This is a genomic window from Cryobacterium fucosi (assembly GCF_004403515.1).
Lineage (GTDB): Bacteria > Actinomycetota > Actinomycetes > Actinomycetales > Microbacteriaceae > Cryobacterium > Cryobacterium fucosi.
Window position 1 is genome coordinate 60497 of the sequence record NZ_SOHH01000075.1, and the last position, 18419, is coordinate 78915.

Consider the following 18419-nt stretch of genomic DNA (forward strand, 5'->3'; position numbering starts at 1 on the left):
AACCAATGACCTCTGCATCGCCGACCCGCGTCGGTTTCATCGGCCTGGGCAACATGGGCTCCGGAATGACCCGCAACCTCCAGCGCGCGGGATTCGAACTCGTCGTCAACGACATCCGCCGGGAATCGGCCGCCGAGCTCATCGCCGGCGGCGCGGTCTGGGCGAACACTCCGGCCGAAGCCGCGGCGCAGAGCGACGTGGTCATCACCATGTTGCCCACACCGCGCCACGTCGACACCGTCGTGAACTCACCGACCGGGATCCTGGCCGGCATCCCCGACGGCGGCACCTGGGTCGATATGTCGACCTCCGTGCCGGAGGTGGCCCAGCGCGTGCGCGCCGAGCAGTCCACGCGTGGTCTGCACATCCTGGACGCCCCGGTGAGCGGGATGGCCGTCGGGGCCGCCAACGGGATGCTGCAGATCTTCATCGGCGGGGAGACGGACGACGTCGAACGGCTGCGGCCGGTGTTCGAGGCGATGGGGGACCCGGAGCGCATCCTGCACGTGGGCGCCGCCGGGTCGGGCTACGCGGTCAAGCTCATGATCAATCAGCTGTGGTTCTCCCACCTGGTCGCGACCGCCGAGGTGCTCAGCATCGGCGTCAAGGCGGGAGTGGATCTCGACGTGTTGCGCAGGTCCTTGATCGCGAGCCCCGCCAACAGCAACTTCGTGCAGCACGATGTGCTGTCCGTCCTCGAAAACGGCGACTACGACGAGGGCTTCGCGATCGCCCTGGCCTGCAAGGATCTCGGCCTCTCGATCGACCTGGCCCGTTCGGTCGGAGTGCCCGCCGAGCTCAGTGGTCTGGTCGAGCAGATCTACCGCCGCGCCCGCGCCCAATACGGTGACCGCGCAGGAGAGATGACGCCCATGAAGCTTTACGAGGACCTGATCGGCGTCGAACTCCGTCTCGAAACGGTCACGGCATGATCGCGCCGGTTGGCGTCGGCCGGGCCCGTACCGGCCTCGCGCCATTGCCACGCCCGCTGTCCGAGTCCGAGTTGACGCTCGACCCGAAACCGATCGCCTACTTCGGGCGGGGCAAAGTCAGCGAGGTCGGTCGGATCACAGCCGCCACGGGAGCCACCCGGGCCCTCATCGTCACCGACCCGTTCCTCGCGTCCTCCCCGGTTGTCGAAGCCGTCCGCAGCTCGCTCGAACTCGCCGGCCTGGCCGTGACCGTCTACGGCGGGGTAACCCCCAACCCGACGACAACGTGCGTGGACGAGGGCAGCGATCTCGCGGCATCCGTCGCCGCCGAGGCCATCGTGGCCGTCGGCGGCGGCTCGTCGATGGACGCCGCCAAGGGGATCTCCCTCGGCGCGGTCAACCCTGAGCGAGGCATCGGTCTGGACTACACCACCCGGTTCGCCAGGCCTGCCTTGCCGATCGTGGCCGTGCCCACCACGGCCGGGACCGGCGCGGAGGTGAACGCGTTCGGCGTGATCACGGATGTCGTGAGCCACCGTAAGTTCTACGTCGGCCACGACAGCGCCCTCGCCCGTGCCGCGGTGCTCGACCCCGAGCTGACGGTTGGCCTGCCCCCGGGTGCGACCGCGGCCACCGGGATGGACGCGCTCACCCACGCGCTCGAGTCGTACCTCTCCATCCGGGCCAACCCGTACAGCGACGGAATCGCCCTCCAGGTCATCTCGACGGTCGCGGCGTTCCTGCCGCGCGCGGTCGCAGACGGCACCGACCTCGAGGCCAGGGCCGAACTGCTGCTCGCGAGCCATGTGGCGGGCGTCGGCTTCTCTCACACCGGTCTCGGGCTCGTGCACGGCATCGCGCATCCGCTCGGCGGCCAGTTCAACATCCCGCACGGCCTGGCCCTCTGCATCGTGATCGAGGCCGTGCTCCGGTTCAACCTGGCGGCGAGGGAGGACCGGATCGCCCGGGTCTCGTTCGCCCTCGGCGCCGGCGACACCGCGGCGACCACCGCGGAGAACGCCGAGGCAGCCATTCTGGCCATCGCCGACCTCGCCCTGGCGGTCGGCATGACCGGCCCCCTGGCGAAATTCGGCGTGACCGAAGACGCTCTGGCCTCCCTGGCCGCGGATACCCTCGCCGACGCGGTGACCGTCAATAACCCCATCCAGCCCAGCATCGACGACGTGATGCGCATCCTCAAGGAATCCCTGTGACCAGCACCGCCGGAACGACCATCACCGCCGAAGCCGAACGCGCCCTGCTCGCCAGCGTTCCGACCGGGTTGTTCATCGGCGGCCAGTGGCGGGAGGCCGCTGACGGCGGCACCTTCGACGTGCGCGACCCGTCCACCGGGGACGTGCTGCTGAGCATCGCCGACGCCACGCCCGCCGACGGCGACGCTGCCCTGGCGTCCGCTTTCGCCGCCCAGAAGGGCTGGGCGAAGACGGCCCCGAGGCTGCGTGCGGAAATCCTGCGCACGGCCTTCGAGGCGGTGACCGCCCGCGCCGACGACTTTGCCCTGCTGATGACCCTGGAGATGGGCAAGCCGCTCGCAGAGGCGCGTGGGGAAGTCGCCTACGGCGCCGAGTTCCTGCGCTGGTTCTCCGAGGAGACCGCTCGGATCTCGGGTCGATTCGCCACCGCGCCCGACGGCGCCAGTCGGCTGCTGGTGACCAAGCGACCGGTCGGACCGTGCCTGTTCATCACCCCGTGGAACTTCCCTCTGGCGATGGCCACCCGCAAGATCGCCCCCGCGATTGCGGCCGGCTGCACCATGGTTCTCAAGCCCGCCGCCCTCACCCCGCTCACCGCGCTTCTGTTCGCTCAGGTCCTGCAGGAATCCGGGCTCCCTGCCGGGGTGCTCAACGTGGTGCAGACCACGAATGCCGGCCCGGTCACGGCGCCTCTCATCCAGGACCCCCGGCTGCGCAAGCTGTCCTTCACCGGCTCGACCGAGGTCGGCCGCCGCCTGATCAAGGATGCGGCCGACCAGGTGCTTCGGGTGTCGATGGAGCTCGGCGGCAATGCGCCGTTCCTCGTCTTCGACGATGCGGACCTCGACAAGGCCGTGGCAGGCGCGATGCTGGCGAAGATGCGCAACGGCGGCGAGGCCTGCACCGCGGCGAACCGCATCCTCGTGCACGAGGGTGTCGCCGAGGAATTCACCGAGAAGCTGCTCGAACGGATGCGGGCCCACACTGTCGCCCGCGGCACCGACCCTGCCTCGAAAATCGGTCCGCTTGTCGACGAGGGCACCCGCACAAAGGTGCATGAACTCGTCACGGACGCCGTTGACAGGGGCGCAACCCTTGCCCTCGGCGGACGGAGCGTCGACGGCCCCGGCTACTTCTACGAGCCCACCGTGCTCACCCACGTCCCGGCGGACGCGCGGATCATGTCGGAGGAGGTCTTCGGGCCCGTCGCCCCGATCCTGACGTTCGCCACAGAGGCGGAGGCCATCCGTCTCGCCAACGACACGGAATTCGGGCTTGTCGCCTACGCGTTCACCCGGGACCTCAACCGCGGGCTGCGGCTGGCCGAAGAACTCGAGGTCGGCATGTTCGGCCTGAACACCGGCATCGTCTCGAACCCGGCGGCACCGTTCGGTGGGGTGAAGCAGTCCGGTCTCGGGCGCGAGGGCGGCTTCGAGGGCATCGACGAGTACCTCGAGACCCGCTACGTGGGCATCGCGGACCCGTACGCCGACGCCTGACCGGTGGTAGGCCACGTCGGCACGATTCAATACCCTGTGGGGTATACTGATCGGTGTCCATCGGCCAGCTCAACCACCGCAACAACACCGCCACGTGCTCGTACGATCGCAACCGCGGGTTGTCCAATGGGGCCGCCTCTATCAAGAGTGCCAACACGGAAGGCTTCCTCATCTTCACGAAACCACTATTCCTTTTCGACGGCGATTGCGGGCTGTGCCAAAATGCCATCGACCGGATCAAGAGCCGCATCGCTCCACCGATCGACTTCGCAACCTACCAATCAGTCGACCTGGACGCCCTTGACGTGACTCTTGCGACCTGCCTCGAAGGCCCCGTGCTCGTTCGAGCAGATCGCAGCCACGTAGTCGGTGTCGGCGCGATGGCCGGGATGCTGCGCACGGCTCGCAATCCGTATCCGCTCTTCGGTCGTGCGATGATTGCCCCGGGTATTTCACGGCTACTGAACCACCTCCAACCAGTCTTCTACCGCAACCGTCACCGTCTACCGGGTGGCACCGCGGCCTGTCGCACCCAGCAGCCCTGAGGTGGCCAGAGAGATCAGGAACCGTTGCAGAGGCTTACGCCTCTGACCGCGCCCCCGGTGGACGGCTGTTCCTAGTCCTCGAACGACAAGAGGCTGCCCCGGTAGAAGACGACGCGATCAAAATCTCGTCCGCTCTCCACCGTCAGGTAAGACGTGAGCAGTCGCGGGGTGAGCTTGTACAGCATGAGCGAAGCCCGATCGTCCAGCTCGACGCACCAGGCAGGGACAGTGTCCACCATCTCGGCCTCAAGGCGCGCGTTCTGCTGGACCCGCATCGTCTTGCCGGTCTCATAGTCGCCCCTGCTCCACGCCTCTGCCTCTGCCTCGGCCAGGGCCGCCATCTCGCGCAACTGCTCAGTAAGCGCCGGCGGGCCGTCGGGGAACAACCGCACGTACTCCGCATGGAGATTGTGGAGTTCCTCCTCGACCGTGCGACGACCAGCTCTTCGGCCAAAGATGTCCAAAACCATGAAGCCGTCCATGAATCGGCCGGCGTCATCGCCCAGCCACTGAACGCTCTCCCTCAGCTCGCCAACCAGGTCGCCATTCCGCAGCCGTTCTACAAGGTTGCCGTCGGGTTCGGTCAACAGCTCAGCGATCACCCGCCAGCCGCGGGCACGGACTCCGGCGACAGTCGCGACGCCGTTCCGCGTCGCTGCGTCCGGCGCAGTAATATGACCGGCGGGCACAGGCGCGGACACAGCCCCAACCGGAGTTCGACTTGGTTCGTAGTGCGTCAAGCTGCGTCCAGGCCCAGCGGACAGCGGATCCGATGAAGATGCCAATTCGCCACAGTCATGGAGCTGTTCCCTTCCTCGGGAGCGGTGAAGCCTCGGTCCTCTGAGCGTGCCAGAAATCCTCGGCCGGTTACCATCACGATGATCGATCTTCATTCCACACTAGACCCGGTGCACGTGTGGTCTGATAACACCACCCGCTCGTGCTAGCGTCGGTTAAGCCGGGCACGCCACCTTAAGCGCGTTGATCGGGTTCAACGTCGAAGCGAGTCAATTGTGACCAAAACCGATGTGTCCATAGGTAAGCGACCGGATGGCCCGCAATGGGCGATGGTGATTGACCTGCAGAAGTGCGTGGGCTGTGATTCCTGCACGGTGGCCTGCAAGGCGGAGAATCGTACTCCTCCTGGGATCAGCTACAACGTCGTCCTGGAGGACGAACAGGGGACATTCCCCAATGTGCGCCGGGTGAACGTGCCGCGGCCCTGCATGCAGTGCGATGAACCACCGTGCGTGGCGGTGTGTCCGGTCAACGCAACGTACAAGGCCGACGACGGCACGGTGGTCATCGACGCCGATCGTTGCATCGGCTGCCGGTATTGCATCACGGCGTGCCCGTATGGCGCCCGATCCTTCGACTTCGGTGAAACCTATTCCGACGAGATGCAGGGGTATGACGACGTCCAATCGCCCGAGTGGGGAGTGGACCGAGGCGCTCGCGGAAGCTACAAGCCCCCTGTCGGAACGGTGCGCAAATGCACCTTCTGCGTGCATCGGCTCGCGCACGGCGAAGAGCCGGCGTGCTGTGAAACCTGCATCGGGGATGCCCGCTACTTCGGCGACCTGAACGACCCGAACTCCAAGGTCTCCAAGCTGGTCGCAGACCCTCGGGCCTACCGCCTCAAGGAAGAACTCGGCACCAAACCCCGTGTCTACTACCTCAGGTAAGGACAATGTCAATCCGCACCGCAGCATCCACAGTTGAATCGATCCAGGCCGGCAATCACACGGACGGAAGGGTCAGGCGGAACAAGCCGGTCTGGTACGGATTCCTCGGTGTCGTTATGCTGGCGACCGCCTGGCCGGTTTGGTTGCGGCTGTCGGAGGGCCTGGCCGTCACAGACCTGACCAGCCAGATGCCCTGGGGTGCGTGGATCGCCTTCTACATCTTCTTCGTCGGATTGTCCGCCGGCGCCTTCCTCCTCTCTTCCCTGGTCTACGTGTTCGGGATGCACCAGTTCGAGCGGATCGGGCGGGCCGCTCTTCTGTCGGCCATTGTCAGCATGGGTGTGGCGCTGGCTTTCGTCGGCTTCGACCTCGGGCGCTTCGAGCGCGGCCCCATCACCCTGATCTTCTTCCACTGGACCAGCCCGCTGTCCTGGGAGGTCCGCTTCTACGTCATCTACATCGCCCTGCTCACCGCTGAGCTGGTGATCGCGCTCCGTGTGCACAAACGAATGGTGTGGTCGGTAAAGAAGTCATTGCGCTGGCTCAAGATCCTCGGCACGGTGGGGCTGCCGCTGGCGATCTTCGGTGTGCATGGTGGCACGGGAACCATCTTCGCCGTGGTCAAGGCACGAGGCATGTGGTTCGGCGGACTCTTCCCGGTGATCTTCGTGGTCAGCGCCATGGTTTCCGGTACGGCTCTGCTCATCCTGGTGCACTATTGGCAATCGCGTGCAAGCTATCGGCGCCCCAGCAAGTCGCTCCTGAATGGCCTCGGAGTTGTGCTTTCCGGAGTGCTCGCAGTCGACCTCGGTCTCCTGTTCTATGAGTTCGTCGTGCCGTTGTTGGCTTCGGAGCACCAGGACCTGTCCATCATCACCGTGATGACGACCGGCCCATTCTGGTGGTCGTTCTGGATTGTGCAGCTGTTGTGCGGCATGATCATTCCCTTCGTCATCCTGGTGGTGCCGCGCTTTCGCGCGAACACGCCTGCGGTCGTTCTGGCTGCCACGATGGTGGTCATCGGCATTGTCGCAGTACGGTTCAACATCGTGGTTCCCGCGCTGATTCCGCCGATCATCGAGGGCTACCCCTCCAACGACTATTTCCCCACTCTGGTCGAGTGGGCTTCATCCGCCTTCTTCATCGCGGGCGGGATGCTGGTCTACAGCCTCATTGCCGAGTGGATGCCCATCCACGAGCCGGACCCCGTTGACGAGCTCGAAGAAGACTCCATGGTCTCCCCCGAAAAGGAAGTGAAGGCGTGACCGACAAGACACTTGACGAGAAGGCTGCAACGACGGCACCCGAGGAGACGACCAAATCGGGCCTGACCCGTCGACTCTTCCTCGGTGGCACCGCGACCGTTGGTGGCGTCGCCGTCGTGGGCGGCATGTTCAAGGACGGGTTCGAGGACCCCTACCTGGAACCCACCGCGCACGGCACCGGTGCCGCGAACGATGCGTATGGGCCAGAGGACGTCATCTACACGATGTGCATGCAGTGCAATACGTTTTGCACCATCAAGGTCCGCCTGACCGACCCCGGTGAAAGCGGGGCCACCTCGCTGGTGCGCAAGATCGCGGGGAACCCGTACAGCCCGCTCACCACTCAACCGATCGGCCCGATCCCCTACGGGACAACCCCGGCGGATGCCGTCAAGGGCCTGGGCGTCATGGCCCTGGAGTCCAAGTCCCGCAGCGGCGGCATCGCGTGCCTCAAGGGCCAGGCCGGCATCCAGACCGTGCATGATGCGAAGCGCATTACTCAACCACTGAAGCGAGTCGGCCCACGCGGTAGCGGAAAGTGGCGGACGATCACGTGGGAACGCGCGCTGAAGGAGGTGCTCGACGGTGCCGCGGACATCGGCACCACCGGCTTGAAATCGTGGTGGGCGTATGCGCCCAAGCAGCCCGTGATGGCCGACTGGGCCAAGGTCGGGTCCGGTGCACTGTCGGCGGCTGAGTTCGAGGGAAAATGGGGCGCCAAGCTCCTCGACCCGAAGCGCCCCCAGCTTGGGCCGAAGTCAAACCTTATGACGATCCTCGGCGGCGACCGCATGCAGCTGATTGGCGAGCGGATGAGCCTCAACGGGTTCGGTTCGATCAACCAGTTCAACCACGGAGGCATCTGCGGCGTGACCGGAGTCATTGCCAACGCCCTGAGCCACCCGACCACGGGGCACAAGCGGATGTATGCCGACATCGACTATGTGGAGTATCTCATCGTGTGGGGAACAGAGCCCCTCACCGCCCAGAAAGGGCCCACCTGGCTGGCTCCACGCATCGGCGCGGCACGAGAGCGCGGCATGAAGATGTGCGTCATCGACCCACGCATGTCGAAGACGGCCGAGAAGGCCGATCTGTGGGTCCCGGTGAAACCCGGACACGATGCCGCACTCGCGTTCGCAATCGCGCGCTGGATCGTCGACAACAACCGATACGATGCGGCCTATCTGAGGTCGGCGGGAAAGAACGCCGCCTCGGCCATCGGCGAACCGACCTGGTCGGACGCCACCCACCTGGTCAAGGTTGACGAGCCGACCAAGGGCAAGCTGACGATGGTCGACATCGGAAGGGCGGTGGCCGCCAAGCCTCTGCCCGGCGGCAAACCCGTCGAGGCCGAGCGGGTGGTCCTCGTCGACGGGACGCCTCAGGGCGCAGCAACCGTGACCACGCCCGCTGACCTCGACGTGGACACCGAAGTAGACACGCCGGGGGGCAAAGTCAGGGTCAAGTCCGTCTTCCGTCTGCTCGTCGACCGCCTGCGTGAGCGAGAAATCACCGACTACGCCGCCGAAGCAGGCACAGACGCCGCGACGGTCGCCCAGATCGGCCACGACTTCACCAACCACGGCAAGCGTGCCGCCGTCATGGCCTATCGGGGTCCGGCCATGCACGCCAACGGGTTTGACACCGTGCGCGCCATCGGCTACCTCAACTTCCTGATCGGCAACCACGATTGGAAGGGCGGTCACCTCGGAACCGGCCGGCGCTTCGACCCGATTGCAGGCCGCTACGATCTGAACACCGTCCCCAACGCCAATCCGGCATGGGGCGTGCCGATCACCCGCGAGAAGGTCAAGTATGAGGACTCCCCCTTCTTCGGCGAAGACGGCTACCCGGCGAAGCGGCCGTGGTACCCCTTCGCCGGCAACCTCGCCCACGAGGTCCTGCCCAGTGCCAACGCCGGTTATCCCTACAGCCTGAACGCACTGTTCATGCACCGGCACAGTCCCTTGAACTCTCAGCCCGGTGCGAGACGCCTCGCGGAGATCATGAAAAAGGTCGACAAGATCAAGCTCGTGGTCAGCTTCGATATCACCATGGGTGACTCCTCCCTGTATGCCGACTATGTGCTGCCGGACCTCACCTACCTGGAGCGATTCACCCAGGAGTCGATCTATCCCAGCCAGCAGTACATGGCCACCCAGCTGGGCCAGCCGGCCACTCTCGCATTCGAGGGTCCCCGTCCGGTCGAACAGTTCTACCTGGACCTGATGAAAGCCATGGGCCTTCCTGGGGTCGGCAAGGATGCCTTCGGGCCGGGGGCCAGCTTCGACACTGTGGAGGACTACTGGCTCAAGATGGCTGCGAATGTCGCGTTCCAGGATCCCCCGGTTCCGGATGCCGATGCGGAGGAACTGCGGATCTTCACGGCCGCGCGAACGAAAGCGCTGGGCAAGTCCTTCGACGAACGCGCCTGGAAGAAAGCGGTGACGCCGGAAGAGTGGCGCAAGGTGGTCTACGTGCTCAACCGGGGCGGGCGCTTCGACGGGGCGACCCCGGACCGCGCCGACGGCTACGAGGGAGAGTGGCTGAGGCACAGATACGCCGGAGAGTGCGACTTCTACAATCCAAAGCTTCCAGCCACCAGGAACTCCATCACGGGGAAACCCTTCGACGGGCTGGCAGGGGTACGGCCCCCACTACGTTCTGATGGAAAGCCGGTGGACAGAAGCGGCCGGCCACTTCACTTCATCACCTGGAAATCCCGTAGTCAGGGCACTCACCGGACCATCGGCGATGCCTGGTTGCGCGAGGTCCGTCCCTCGAACTTCGTCTGGGTCAACACCCTGGATGCCAGGGCGCGGGGTATCGAGAGCGGAGATCGCGTCAAGCTGACGTCGGCCACGGCCGTGGTCGAGGGCATTGTCATGGTCGTAGAAAGCATTCGGCCCGGCGTGGTCGGTGCCGACGCTGCCTTCGGCCATCGAGGTTTTTTCGCCAGCGCGGTGGAGATCGATGGCAAGAAGGTCAATCCTCCGGCCCGCTACGGCCACGGCCAGTCCGCACGAAGAATCACCCCGATGCACGAGGAAACCGGTTACGCCGGCGCGCGCAGCGAGGGATTCCAGGTCAACGCTCTTCTCGACGATGATGTGAACTCGGGCGGCGGGGGCATCAACGACCCCATCGGCGGGGGCGCGGCTCAGCTCGACACGTGGGTCGAATTGGCAAAGGTCCGGTAGGGGGCCGGGTCGGATGACAGGAGTTCGTGCGGTCATCGGTGTCCTGAGCCTGTTTGACGGGCCTGGCAGGGTGATGACGATCGATCCCGGCTCGTGCAGCCGCAAGCATGGATCGGGCTGCGACGCCTGCGTCGAATCCTGCCCGCAGGCGGCGCTGCATCTCACGGGAGAGGGACAGGTCCCAGCGTTCGATCCCACCGCCTGTATCGGGTGCGGCATCTGCACGGTGGCCTGTCCGACGGCAGCGATCGCCGGCGTCGGCGTCGCACCCAAGCGGCTGATGAGGGCGGCAGAGACCGCCGCAGACAAGCTTGAGATTCGCTGCGGAGCGGCACGAACTGCGGCCCGATCGGAGATGAGTGCCGTCGACGTGCTCTGCCTGGCCGCTGTGCACCCTGAGACCGTCGCTGCCGCCGCGGTCCGACTCGAACCTGGCGGGACGCTGACGCTCGTACGCGGTGACTGCGCGAGCTGCCCCGTCGGAGCGGAGCGGCAGGTCGAGGAGACCGTTTCCGGTGGTGTGGCGTTGTCCGCACAGTGCGCGGGTGACCGCACCGTCGTCGTGGTGACCGCCGGTGAGAACAGGGAGGGTGCGGATCCGCTCACCGACACCGACTATGTCAGGAAAAAGGATCCGGTGGGCATAAGCCGCAGGGGACTGATCCGGGGCCTGATCGGTGCACCCGCGCCTCGCGCCGGAGACCCCAAGGCGCACAGGGCCGATAAGGGTCGGGAGGACTCGCCCGCGACGCCGGCGCCGGTGTCCGGTGCAGTCTCGGAGTCACGCCGTGCTCTTCTTGCCGTCGCTCCGCATGCCCCGATGCCCCGACCATTCGCCGGGCCAGGGTGTACCGCGTGCCAGGCCTGCAGCGGCGTATGTCCCACAGGTGCGTTGGTGTGGGGGGAGACCTCCACGATGTCGACCCTCGGTGTCGACGAGCAGGCCTGCATCGCGTGCGGGGAATGTGTTCGGGTGTGTCCTGAGAACGTGCTCTCCCTCGGCTGCACCCTCCCCGGCCAACCCCGCCCCTCATTCGGTTCCACCCAGATAACCAGGGTGCAATTCGCCGGCTGCGACCGGTGTGGCCGGGCGTTGCGCTCCGGCGAGACTGGCACGTGCACGCGTTGCTCCAGCCGCCGCTCGGTCCTCGACGACGTCTGGGGCAGTTATGGCTGACCGGCCTTCGGCTCCCTGAACCGAACCGTACGACTGCACGAGCATCGTGGATTCACGAGTTCCGGTGCGGAGACACCGACCCTCCCAGCTCTGCGCCGACGACGGCGGGCGACGGATGCTGCGGGGCCGGCTGCAGCGGTGCCGAGCGTCGGTGCCGCAGCTCCACCCGCTGCCCCCAGGAGGTGCCCGTGACGATCAGCCCTGCCCCGAGCACCACTGCCAGACCGAGGCTCTCGCTGCCGAGGCTCACCCCGACGAGCACGGCCCAGACCGGCTCAGTGCCCATCAACAGGCTGGCCCGTGCGGCGGAGCTGCGGCGGATCGCCCAGGTCTGGGCCAGGAAAGCGAAGACGCTGCAGGCCAGGCCGAGGTAGAGCACCCCGAGCCAGGCGGCCGGGCCGAAGGTGCCGATCGCTTGCAAGGCGCCCGGGGCATCCGCTGCGCAGAACACGACGGCGCCCACGATGGCCTGCACCAGCGTGATGATGAGGGTGCCTGGCCGGCGGCCAGACCTGCCGCCACGGGTCAACCGGCCGACCATGGTGACGTGCAGGGCGCGCACGAATGCGGCCGCGAGCACGAGCAGGTCGCCCGGGTTCGGGGCGCGGAATCCGTTGCCGGACACGAGCAACGCCACACCGACGACCGCCAGCACCGCGGCGATGAAGAACGAGCGCGGCAGCCAGTTGCGCGCCGCGACCGACTCGAGAATCGGCGTGAGGATGATCGTCAGGCTGATGATGAGGCCGGCATTCGTTGCCGAGGTGATGGCCACCCCGGCCGTCTCCAGCCACAGGATCGCCGCCTGGGTGAGTCCGAGCAGTACGCCGACGGCCAGCTCGGCCCGGCTCGGCCGTCGCGGCCGGCTCAGCGCCCAGATCAGAAGCAGCGCCAACGCCGCCACCAGGAAGCGCAGCGCGAGCACCGCGCCCACGCTCGCCTGCTCGGTGAGCACCTTGGCGGCGAGGTAGCTGCCGCCCCAGACAAGTGCGACGAGCAGCAGGACGGCGTCGATGCGGTAGCGCCCGAGCCGCGCGAGAGTGAGCATGGGTCCAATGCTCCCGGGCGGCATCCATTAAGTCTAGATGGCTAATTCTGAACCAACACTTTAGAATTTACTTATGGATCTGCATCAGCTCTTCGTTTTGCGGGAACTCGGCGAGCGCGGCAGCGTCGCCGCGGTGGCCCGGGCGCTGTTCGTGTCGTCATCGGCGGTGTCGCAGCAGCTGTCGACGCTGCAGCGCAGTACGGGCGTTGCCCTGACCGAACGAAGCGGGCGCACCCTGGTGCTGACTCCGGCGGGCACCGCGCTGGCTGCCGCCGCCACCACCGTGTCCACGGCGATGGCGGGCGCCGAGGAGGCGGTCGCCCGCTTCCACGATGAGCCGGCCACCCCGGTGAGCCTCTCGGCGTTCCACAGCGCCGGCCTGGCCTGGTTCGGGCCCCTGCTCTCCCGCCTGGCCGCGTCGGACGGGCCCGCCCTGCCGCCGCTCCGCTGCGGTGACGAGGATGTCGCGCGGTCGGCATTCCCGGCGCTGGTCGCCGACTACGACCTCGTCGTCGCCCACCGGCTGCCACACGATCCATTCTGGCCGGACCGGGTCACGGTCACCCCGCTGATCTACGAACCGCTCGATGTCGCCCTGGCGGCCGGGCATCCCCTGGCCGGGAGGTCGTCGGTGTCGGTCGCCGACATCACCAACGAGGCCTGGATCGCCGGGCACCCGGGCTTCCCGCTGGCGGAGGCGGTGAACGTCGTCGCGGCGAGAGCCGGCCGGCCGCTCCGGATCGAGCACCGGATCAACGAGTTCTTCATGGCGGCATCCGTGGTCGCCTCGGGGGCCGCGATCGCGCTGCTGCCGCGCCACACGATGGCGCCGTCGCCGGGGTCCGGCCTGGTGCTGGTGCCGTTCAACGACCTGCGCGTCGGGCGACAGATCGACGTGCTCAGCCGTCCTGAGACACTGCTCCGCGCCTCGGTCCGCCGGGTGCTCGACGAGCTGCGCGCGGTCGCCGGCGCGCGCCCGGCCGGATAGGCGACGAACGGATGCGGCGCTCGACCCCCGACAGAACCGTCGGCCCCACGCTAGGAAACCTCGTCACAGCCAGGTCTGACTAGGAATTCCCTGTGCGAAGTGACCTTATTCGATCTCAACACCTCTGTCCGCCTGGGCCGGCCTCGACGCACGAGACGGTGAAAGAACGTGCACGCGTCGAATCCATGTACACCAAGATCAGACTCATCACCCGCATCGCCTTCGGATTCAGATCACCCGACACCCCTGATCGCCCTCGCGATGCTCAGCCACGGCGGCCGCAATCCAGTGCTCAACGGACGGAATCGACCCGCGGAAGAGTCAGGAGAGCCGTCTCCGTTGCCGACCCAGCGGGGGCGGATCGTCTGCTGGCCAGGTTAGCGACCCAAATCCCATTAGACATCCCGGATCTTGAACACCGGGAAGTCGGCTGCAATGCTCTCGAATGCTGCGACCGGCTCCGACAGATCGACCGGAATGTGCGGTCGGGCGCCGGGCGCTTGCGCCAGGTAGGCCTTGAGAATCGGCGCACGAGCATCCGCCCGAACCTCTTCGAGCAGCACCGGTCGCCTGCGCCCCGCGTGGATGACGGCGTTCCCATTCGCGGCCCGCACATTACGCACCCACCGCGAGCCCTGCCCCAGCATCGAGACCGCGTACTCACTGCCTTCGTAGCGGGCGACCACGAGGGGCAGCGTGAGCAGGGTGCGCGACTTCGGATTGACGGTCTCGAGGCTGACCGCGCCGTGGCCAACGACACCGAGCGAGAACACCATCGCGCTGATCCGGTTCAGAAAACGCGCCCACCGATTCGGGCGTCCGCCGGCGTACATGCGCCTTAGGGAATCTTCACGAATCATGACAGGCGACTGCGGAACTGACAGCGGGTGATGTGGACGAATTCGTACATGAGCGGTGTGCCTCTCCGGTGTTGAAGACCGACACCAGTACAGCGGCTCGGCCGCCCGGCTGGCAGTGCCGATGCTACCATCGCCAGCCCGTCAGAGACGCTCTTCGAGCGCGTTTGGCTGGGGGCCGCTATCCGCCGCTGGTGTTGTCACATAGGAACCCTCTACGAGAGAGTGCGCTCAGGGGATCGCGATCCGCTACCAGGAATCGAGAAGCGCCGAAGCGTGTTCAGGCCTGGCCTGTCAACGGGGGGAGCCGACTCGTCTCCCAGCGCGGCATGGGGCAGGAAGATCGCAAGTGCATCGCCTCGCTGTGTCAAATCTCCGGGGACACAGTCAGTGTCCGGACCGTCGCCAGAAGCCAACTCAGTATCCCGAGGATGACCGCCGCCACGATGCCGATGGGGATCATGATGCCCCACGCTGCCGGTTCGTGGAGTGCCGTCTGCACGAACGGCGTGATCAGAATGGGCATGCACGTCAGGAGGAGGAAGACGAGGAAGGCTGCAGTGATTGGGTAGGCGAACGCCTGCCGTTGAAGTTGCCTGATGCCGACGCCGAGTGCGGCGGGGAGGAAAATGGCATAGTCGAGGACGTGGACGGGGTTGGTCGGCAGCGCCATCTCGACCACGCTTTGTGGCCTTACTCCCGTGAGCAGGGCGGGCACGTCCTCAGAAAGCCACAGCAGCGCGAACATTCCGGCCACGACCACCAGAGTCCACGCCCCGACTGTGACAGCACGATCGTTTGTGAAGTGTTCAGCGGTCCTCGGGATGTCGATGGATGCCAACCCGCCGATGAGGGCGTAGAGGCTGAGGCCAAGAACGGCGACCCAGAGCGGGAACACGGGGCCGAACGGGACGGAGAAGGTGTAGATCACATAGCTGTACACCGTGAAGGCGACAGCTCCGAGCCAGACCACGTATGCGCGATATGATCCGCGAAGTGCCATAACAGCGCAGAGCACCATCAGCGGAGTGACCACGACCGTGTTGACGATGTCCTGTGCCAGCGCCTGGAACAGAAAAGTGGGTGTCAGACTGCCATAGATTCCGTGCACGGTGAGCCCAATCACACTCCCGATAAAGGCCAGAACGGCGGCGGCGATCGACAAACGCAGCCATGTTCTGGCTCCGACGCTGGCGCGTCGCCGGTCGACGCCGATTGACGAAGTTTCCCTGATCATCGCTCTCCTTTGTCGTGCAAAACTCCTGGTCTGCAATACCGCCCTCGCTCACCGGGCCGGGAGCGCAATGTCATTCCCGTAGCGGGCGAGGATCAGGTCGACGGCCGAGCGAGCGTAGCCGGCTTCGATGGGATCGCCCGTGATGAGGAGGCAGAAGTACAAAGGCCCGGCAAGAGTATTCAGCACGACGTCGACGTCGGTGTCGCCGGAGAACTCACCGGAGGCGATTCCGCGCTCCACGGCGGCGCGCCAGTGCCGCTGATTGGGTTTGATGATCAGATCGCGGTAGCTGTCGGCGAGCACGGGATCGGCGGCCATCTCTGCCACGAGACCGGGCAGCACGCGCCCGAGCGGTGTGCGGGTCAGAACATTCATCAGCTGTTCGGTGAGAGCATGCAGGTCGGCGGCGGCGCTGCCCGAATCATGTGCTTTGCCAGGGCTCATTTGGGTCACCATCGCCTCGACGACGAGCTGGGATTTCTGCGACCATCGCCGATAGATGGCGGGCTTACTCACCCCCGCCCGCCGGGCGACCTCCGCCACCGACACGCGGACATAGCCGACCTCGGAGAGCAACTCGACCGTGGCCCGCAGTATCCTGTGATCCATGTCCGGGTCGCGGGGGCGCCCGACACCGCTGCCGCGACCTCCGGGGCGGCGTGGTGCCAAGGGCGACTCTGACATCAAACCCAACTCCCTATTACGTATCGGTTGGTAACGTAACACAGTCGACCACGTTACGCAACCCACCGTAACGGAACCGAATCGGGACGATGAAACGGTCGGCTACACAATTCGGAAAGATCTCGCTGCAGAGCGCTTTCGGCGCTGCCACCGTGGAATTCTTGGATTCCAGTATCCAGAACTCATTGCCTTCCGGATTGGCGAGCACGACCCATGCCCGTTCGCCCTGCCCGGTATCAGCGCGTTTGGCTCCCCGATCGTCGGAGCCGCCGGCTACGAAGTCGCCCCGGTGGGCGCCCTGGAAGGCGTCACTCCGGGCGCGAGTCGATGATGAACTGCATCATCTCGGTGGCGTCGCCTTCGTCGAACATGGGAGCGAGGAGCTGGTTGAACTCCAGCTGGCGTCTGGCCGAGATGGAGATCGCGTCGTAGCCGTTCTGCAACAGGTGCCCGGCCATCATCAACTTCGAGGTGCGCTTATTGCCGTCGAAGTAGAACTGTCGCCTCGTCGCGGCGCAGAAGTACGCGACCGCTTGCTCGCGTGGGTCCCCCACGTCCTCCAGGAGGTAGTCAGTCAAGCGGCGGAATTCTCGCTTGAGGTTCGCACTGTTCTCCCCGGGCTCCGAGGCATGAAAGGTTCCGAGCGCGCCGATGCTGACGTGTCCGCCGCCGCCGGCCGCTCCCTCGCCACGGAAGTGGCCAGACTCTATCGCCTCATGGACGGCGACCTTCCCATGGATCTCATCGCTCGTCGCCTTGTCGAGGCGGAACCTGCCGCGGCCGACGAACTCGTCGGTGAGATTGAACCCCTCGTTCAGAGCGAGGATCTGGTCCTGGTCCGCGATGCGATGCCCGGTGACGGTGATGCCTTCGAGGAGGGTCTGCACCTCAGGGAGCGTGTACGGGTTTCCCTCCAGCGCGGCAGCGTCCCAGATGTACTCCGGCAGGGAAGCGCGGAACCGGCTCCTCACGCGGTCCACGGTCGATCGCTCGAGAAGCGACCAATCGACGGCGGACCGATCCCAGGTGATGCCCGTCTCCTCGAGCTGGACCTGCGCGGCTTTGCCTCTCGAATTGGTCGAGGTGGCCGATCCAGTCGGCCTGGCCGGCCATGGTCGCCTCGGCCGCTTTGCGTACTGGTCGGCGCCGACGGCCCATGCTCCGTGCTTATCCGAACTGTCGGGCCTGTTGTTCTCAGCCATGCTTCACCAGCTCCTGGCGATGCGCTCTGCGGCCTGCCCGAGAGCGCCTCCGATGCCGAAGGCGTCGATCAGACCTTGGATCGGAGCGACGAGCTTGATCTTGCCGTCCTCCCACGAGTCCACCCCCACACCATCGGTGTGCTCGGCGATGATGAGGTTGGCCTTGTTGGGGCGCACCTCCTCCATGTTGTCGAGGAGGCGCGCGAAGCGGTGAGTATCGGCGCTGTGCACGATGTACGGGCTGGCGCTCGTGCCGGGCAAAGCACCACCGTAAAGAGCACCGTCGTCATCAGGCTCGCCGATGCGGTCGATAACAGCGGCGCCGGAGAGAAACCACTCCTGCTGGGAGAAGTCGCCGGCCGAGGCGAGCTTGAGCTCGGTGACATTGCCGCGCAGAAATACAGTGCCCCGTCGGTGCAGAAGGCTCGAGCTCTGACCGGCCTGCCAAACGATGTCCACCGGGTCCCCGCCTGGTACCCACCGGCGCAGACGCTCGACCCACGCATCGACTTCCTTTGACCCTCCGCTCAGGACGTACGAAGCCTCGAACCGAGGGTCGAGGATGACCCGCGCTGCACGCGCGGCATCCGGGTCCGACAGGGGCGCCAGAGAGAGGACGAGCTCGAAGCCGGCGGCCAGGGCAAGCTCGCGGAGGCTACCAAGGGTCGGGTCGACGAGGCCATCGCGTATCCGGTACTGAGTGGAACGCGCGAGCCCAGACCGCGCCGCGAGAGCGGACTTGGACAGCCCGGATCCCTCGATGATCTGGTCGATAATTTCTTCCATGGATGCAACGATACATCGAACTGTTGCGTGAATGCTCCAGATCAGGAGCTGTGTCGCATTCGTGCATCAGAGTTGAGACCCCCTGCCTGCCGAGAGG

At 66.0% G+C, this 18419-nt stretch carries 16 protein-coding genes; 9 read left to right on the top strand and 7 right to left on the bottom strand.

Going from position 1 to position 18419, the window contains the following annotated elements:
* Positions 1–5 precede the first annotated feature (5 nt).
* From E3T48_RS11305 to E3T48_RS11320, 4 genes are read left to right on the top strand one after another with little or no spacing between them, the layout of a single operon-like run.
* Positions 6–932: an NAD(P)-dependent oxidoreductase gene (locus E3T48_RS11305; protein ID WP_134524152.1), complete on the top strand. Its 927-nt coding sequence runs from the start codon at positions 6–8 to the stop codon at positions 930–932.
* Complete coding sequence (locus tag E3T48_RS11310; RefSeq protein WP_134524153.1) at positions 929–2146, top strand: iron-containing alcohol dehydrogenase family protein; 1218 nt, start codon at positions 929–931, stop codon at positions 2144–2146. The genes E3T48_RS11305 and E3T48_RS11310 overlap by 4 nt, the downstream gene beginning before the upstream one ends.
* The gene (locus tag E3T48_RS11315; protein WP_166789710.1) at positions 2143–3645 is read left to right on the top strand and encodes an NAD-dependent succinate-semialdehyde dehydrogenase; all 1503 of its coding nucleotides are present in this window, start codon (positions 2143–2145) and stop codon (positions 3643–3645) included. Before E3T48_RS11310 ends, E3T48_RS11315 begins: the two co-directional genes overlap by 4 nt.
* A gap of 53 nt (positions 3646–3698) precedes the next feature.
* Positions 3699–4190 (top strand): thiol-disulfide oxidoreductase DCC family protein, encoded by a 492-nt coding sequence (locus E3T48_RS11320; RefSeq protein WP_134524154.1) that lies wholly within the window; start codon positions 3699–3701, stop codon positions 4188–4190.
* A 71-nt stretch (positions 4191–4261) separates the two neighbouring features.
* On the opposite strand, the gene E3T48_RS11325 is transcribed toward E3T48_RS11320, so the two are convergent.
* Positions 4262–4891 (bottom strand): hypothetical protein, encoded by a 630-nt coding sequence (locus E3T48_RS11325; protein ID WP_134524155.1) that lies wholly within the window; start codon positions 4889–4891, stop codon positions 4262–4264.
* Positions 4892–5203: 312 nt separating this feature from the next.
* On the opposite strand from E3T48_RS11325, the gene E3T48_RS11330 reads away from it, so the two are divergent.
* The 4 genes from E3T48_RS11330 (at position 5204) to E3T48_RS17625 (ending at position 11520) form a co-directional block, all read left to right on the top strand.
* Complete coding sequence (locus tag E3T48_RS11330; RefSeq protein WP_241986776.1) at positions 5204–5875, top strand: 4Fe-4S dicluster domain-containing protein; 672 nt, start codon at positions 5204–5206, stop codon at positions 5873–5875.
* 5 nt (positions 5876–5880) lie between these two features.
* On the top strand, positions 5881–7140 hold the full coding sequence (gene nrfD, locus E3T48_RS11335) for an NrfD/PsrC family molybdoenzyme membrane anchor subunit (protein ID WP_134524156.1): 1260 nt from the start codon (positions 5881–5883) through the stop codon (positions 7138–7140).
* Positions 7137–10343, top strand: a complete 3207-nt coding sequence (locus tag E3T48_RS11340; RefSeq protein WP_134524157.1) for a molybdopterin-dependent oxidoreductase — start codon at positions 7137–7139, stop codon at positions 10341–10343. The genes nrfD and E3T48_RS11340 overlap by 4 nt, the downstream gene beginning before the upstream one ends.
* Before the next feature lie 73 nt (positions 10344–10416).
* Positions 10417–11520, top strand: a complete 1104-nt coding sequence (locus E3T48_RS17625; RefSeq protein WP_166789711.1) for an NADH-quinone oxidoreductase subunit I — start codon at positions 10417–10419, stop codon at positions 11518–11520.
* Between the two features lie 52 nt (positions 11521–11572).
* Here E3T48_RS17625 and E3T48_RS11350 read toward each other — a convergent pair whose 3' ends face one another.
* Complete coding sequence (locus tag E3T48_RS11350; protein ID WP_134524159.1) at positions 11573–12568, bottom strand: DMT family transporter; 996 nt, start codon at positions 12566–12568, stop codon at positions 11573–11575.
* Positions 12569–12641: 73 nt separating this feature from the next.
* Here E3T48_RS11350 and E3T48_RS11355 point away from each other — a divergent pair, with 73 nt between their 5' ends.
* On the top strand, positions 12642–13556 hold the full coding sequence (locus E3T48_RS11355; RefSeq protein ID WP_134524160.1) for a LysR family transcriptional regulator: 915 nt from the start codon (positions 12642–12644) through the stop codon (positions 13554–13556).
* 395 nt (positions 13557–13951) lie between these two features.
* Here the strand turns inward: E3T48_RS11355 and E3T48_RS11360 are convergent, their stop codons facing one another.
* The 5 genes from E3T48_RS11360 to E3T48_RS11385 form a co-directional block, all read right to left on the bottom strand.
* Positions 13952–14332 carry a PNPOx family protein gene (locus E3T48_RS11360; RefSeq protein ID WP_198417663.1) on the bottom strand — a complete coding sequence of 127 codons (381 nt, stop codon included), beginning with the start codon at positions 14330–14332 and terminating at the stop codon, positions 13952–13954.
* 448 nt (positions 14333–14780) lie between these two features.
* On the bottom strand, positions 14781–15650 hold the full coding sequence (locus E3T48_RS11365) for a hypothetical protein (protein ID WP_134524162.1): 870 nt from the start codon (positions 15648–15650) through the stop codon (positions 14781–14783).
* Positions 15651–15698: 48 nt separating this feature from the next.
* A complete protein-coding gene (locus E3T48_RS11370; protein WP_166789712.1) occupies positions 15699–16319 on the bottom strand; it encodes a TetR/AcrR family transcriptional regulator in 621 nt (206 codons plus the stop codon).
* Between the two features lie 323 nt (positions 16320–16642).
* A complete protein-coding gene (locus tag E3T48_RS11380) occupies positions 16643–17314 on the bottom strand; it encodes a Fic family protein (RefSeq protein ID WP_198417664.1) in 672 nt (223 codons plus the stop codon).
* A 225-nt stretch (positions 17315–17539) separates the two neighbouring features.
* Positions 17540–18322 (bottom strand): hypothetical protein, encoded by a 783-nt coding sequence (locus E3T48_RS11385; RefSeq protein ID WP_134524164.1) that lies wholly within the window; start codon positions 18320–18322, stop codon positions 17540–17542.
* Positions 18323–18419 lie beyond the last annotated feature (97 nt).

Coding starts and splice junctions, on each gene's coding strand:
- E3T48_RS11350 (WP_134524159.1), bottom strand. CDS start 12,568: ATGCTCACTCTCGCGCGGCTCGGGCGCTACCGCATCGACGCCGTCCTG.
- E3T48_RS11355 (WP_134524160.1), top strand. CDS start 12,642: ATGGATCTGCATCAGCTCTTCGTTTTGCGGGAACTCGGCGAGCGCGGC.
- E3T48_RS11310 (WP_134524153.1), top strand. CDS start 929: ATGATCGCGCCGGTTGGCGTCGGCCGGGCCCGTACCGGCCTCGCGCCA.
- nrfD (WP_134524156.1), top strand. CDS start 5,881: ATGTCAATCCGCACCGCAGCATCCACAGTTGAATCGATCCAGGCCGGC.
- E3T48_RS11385 (WP_134524164.1), bottom strand. CDS start 18,322: ATGGAAGAAATTATCGACCAGATCATCGAGGGATCCGGGCTGTCCAAG.
- E3T48_RS11305 (WP_134524152.1), top strand. CDS start 6: ATGACCTCTGCATCGCCGACCCGCGTCGGTTTCATCGGCCTGGGCAAC.
- E3T48_RS11365 (WP_134524162.1), bottom strand. CDS start 15,650: ATGATCAGGGAAACTTCGTCAATCGGCGTCGACCGGCGACGCGCCAGC.
- E3T48_RS17625 (WP_166789711.1), top strand. CDS start 10,417: ATGACGATCGATCCCGGCTCGTGCAGCCGCAAGCATGGATCGGGCTGC.
- E3T48_RS11360 (WP_198417663.1), bottom strand. CDS start 14,332: ATGGTGTTCTCGCTCGGTGTCGTTGGCCACGGCGCGGTCAGCCTCGAG.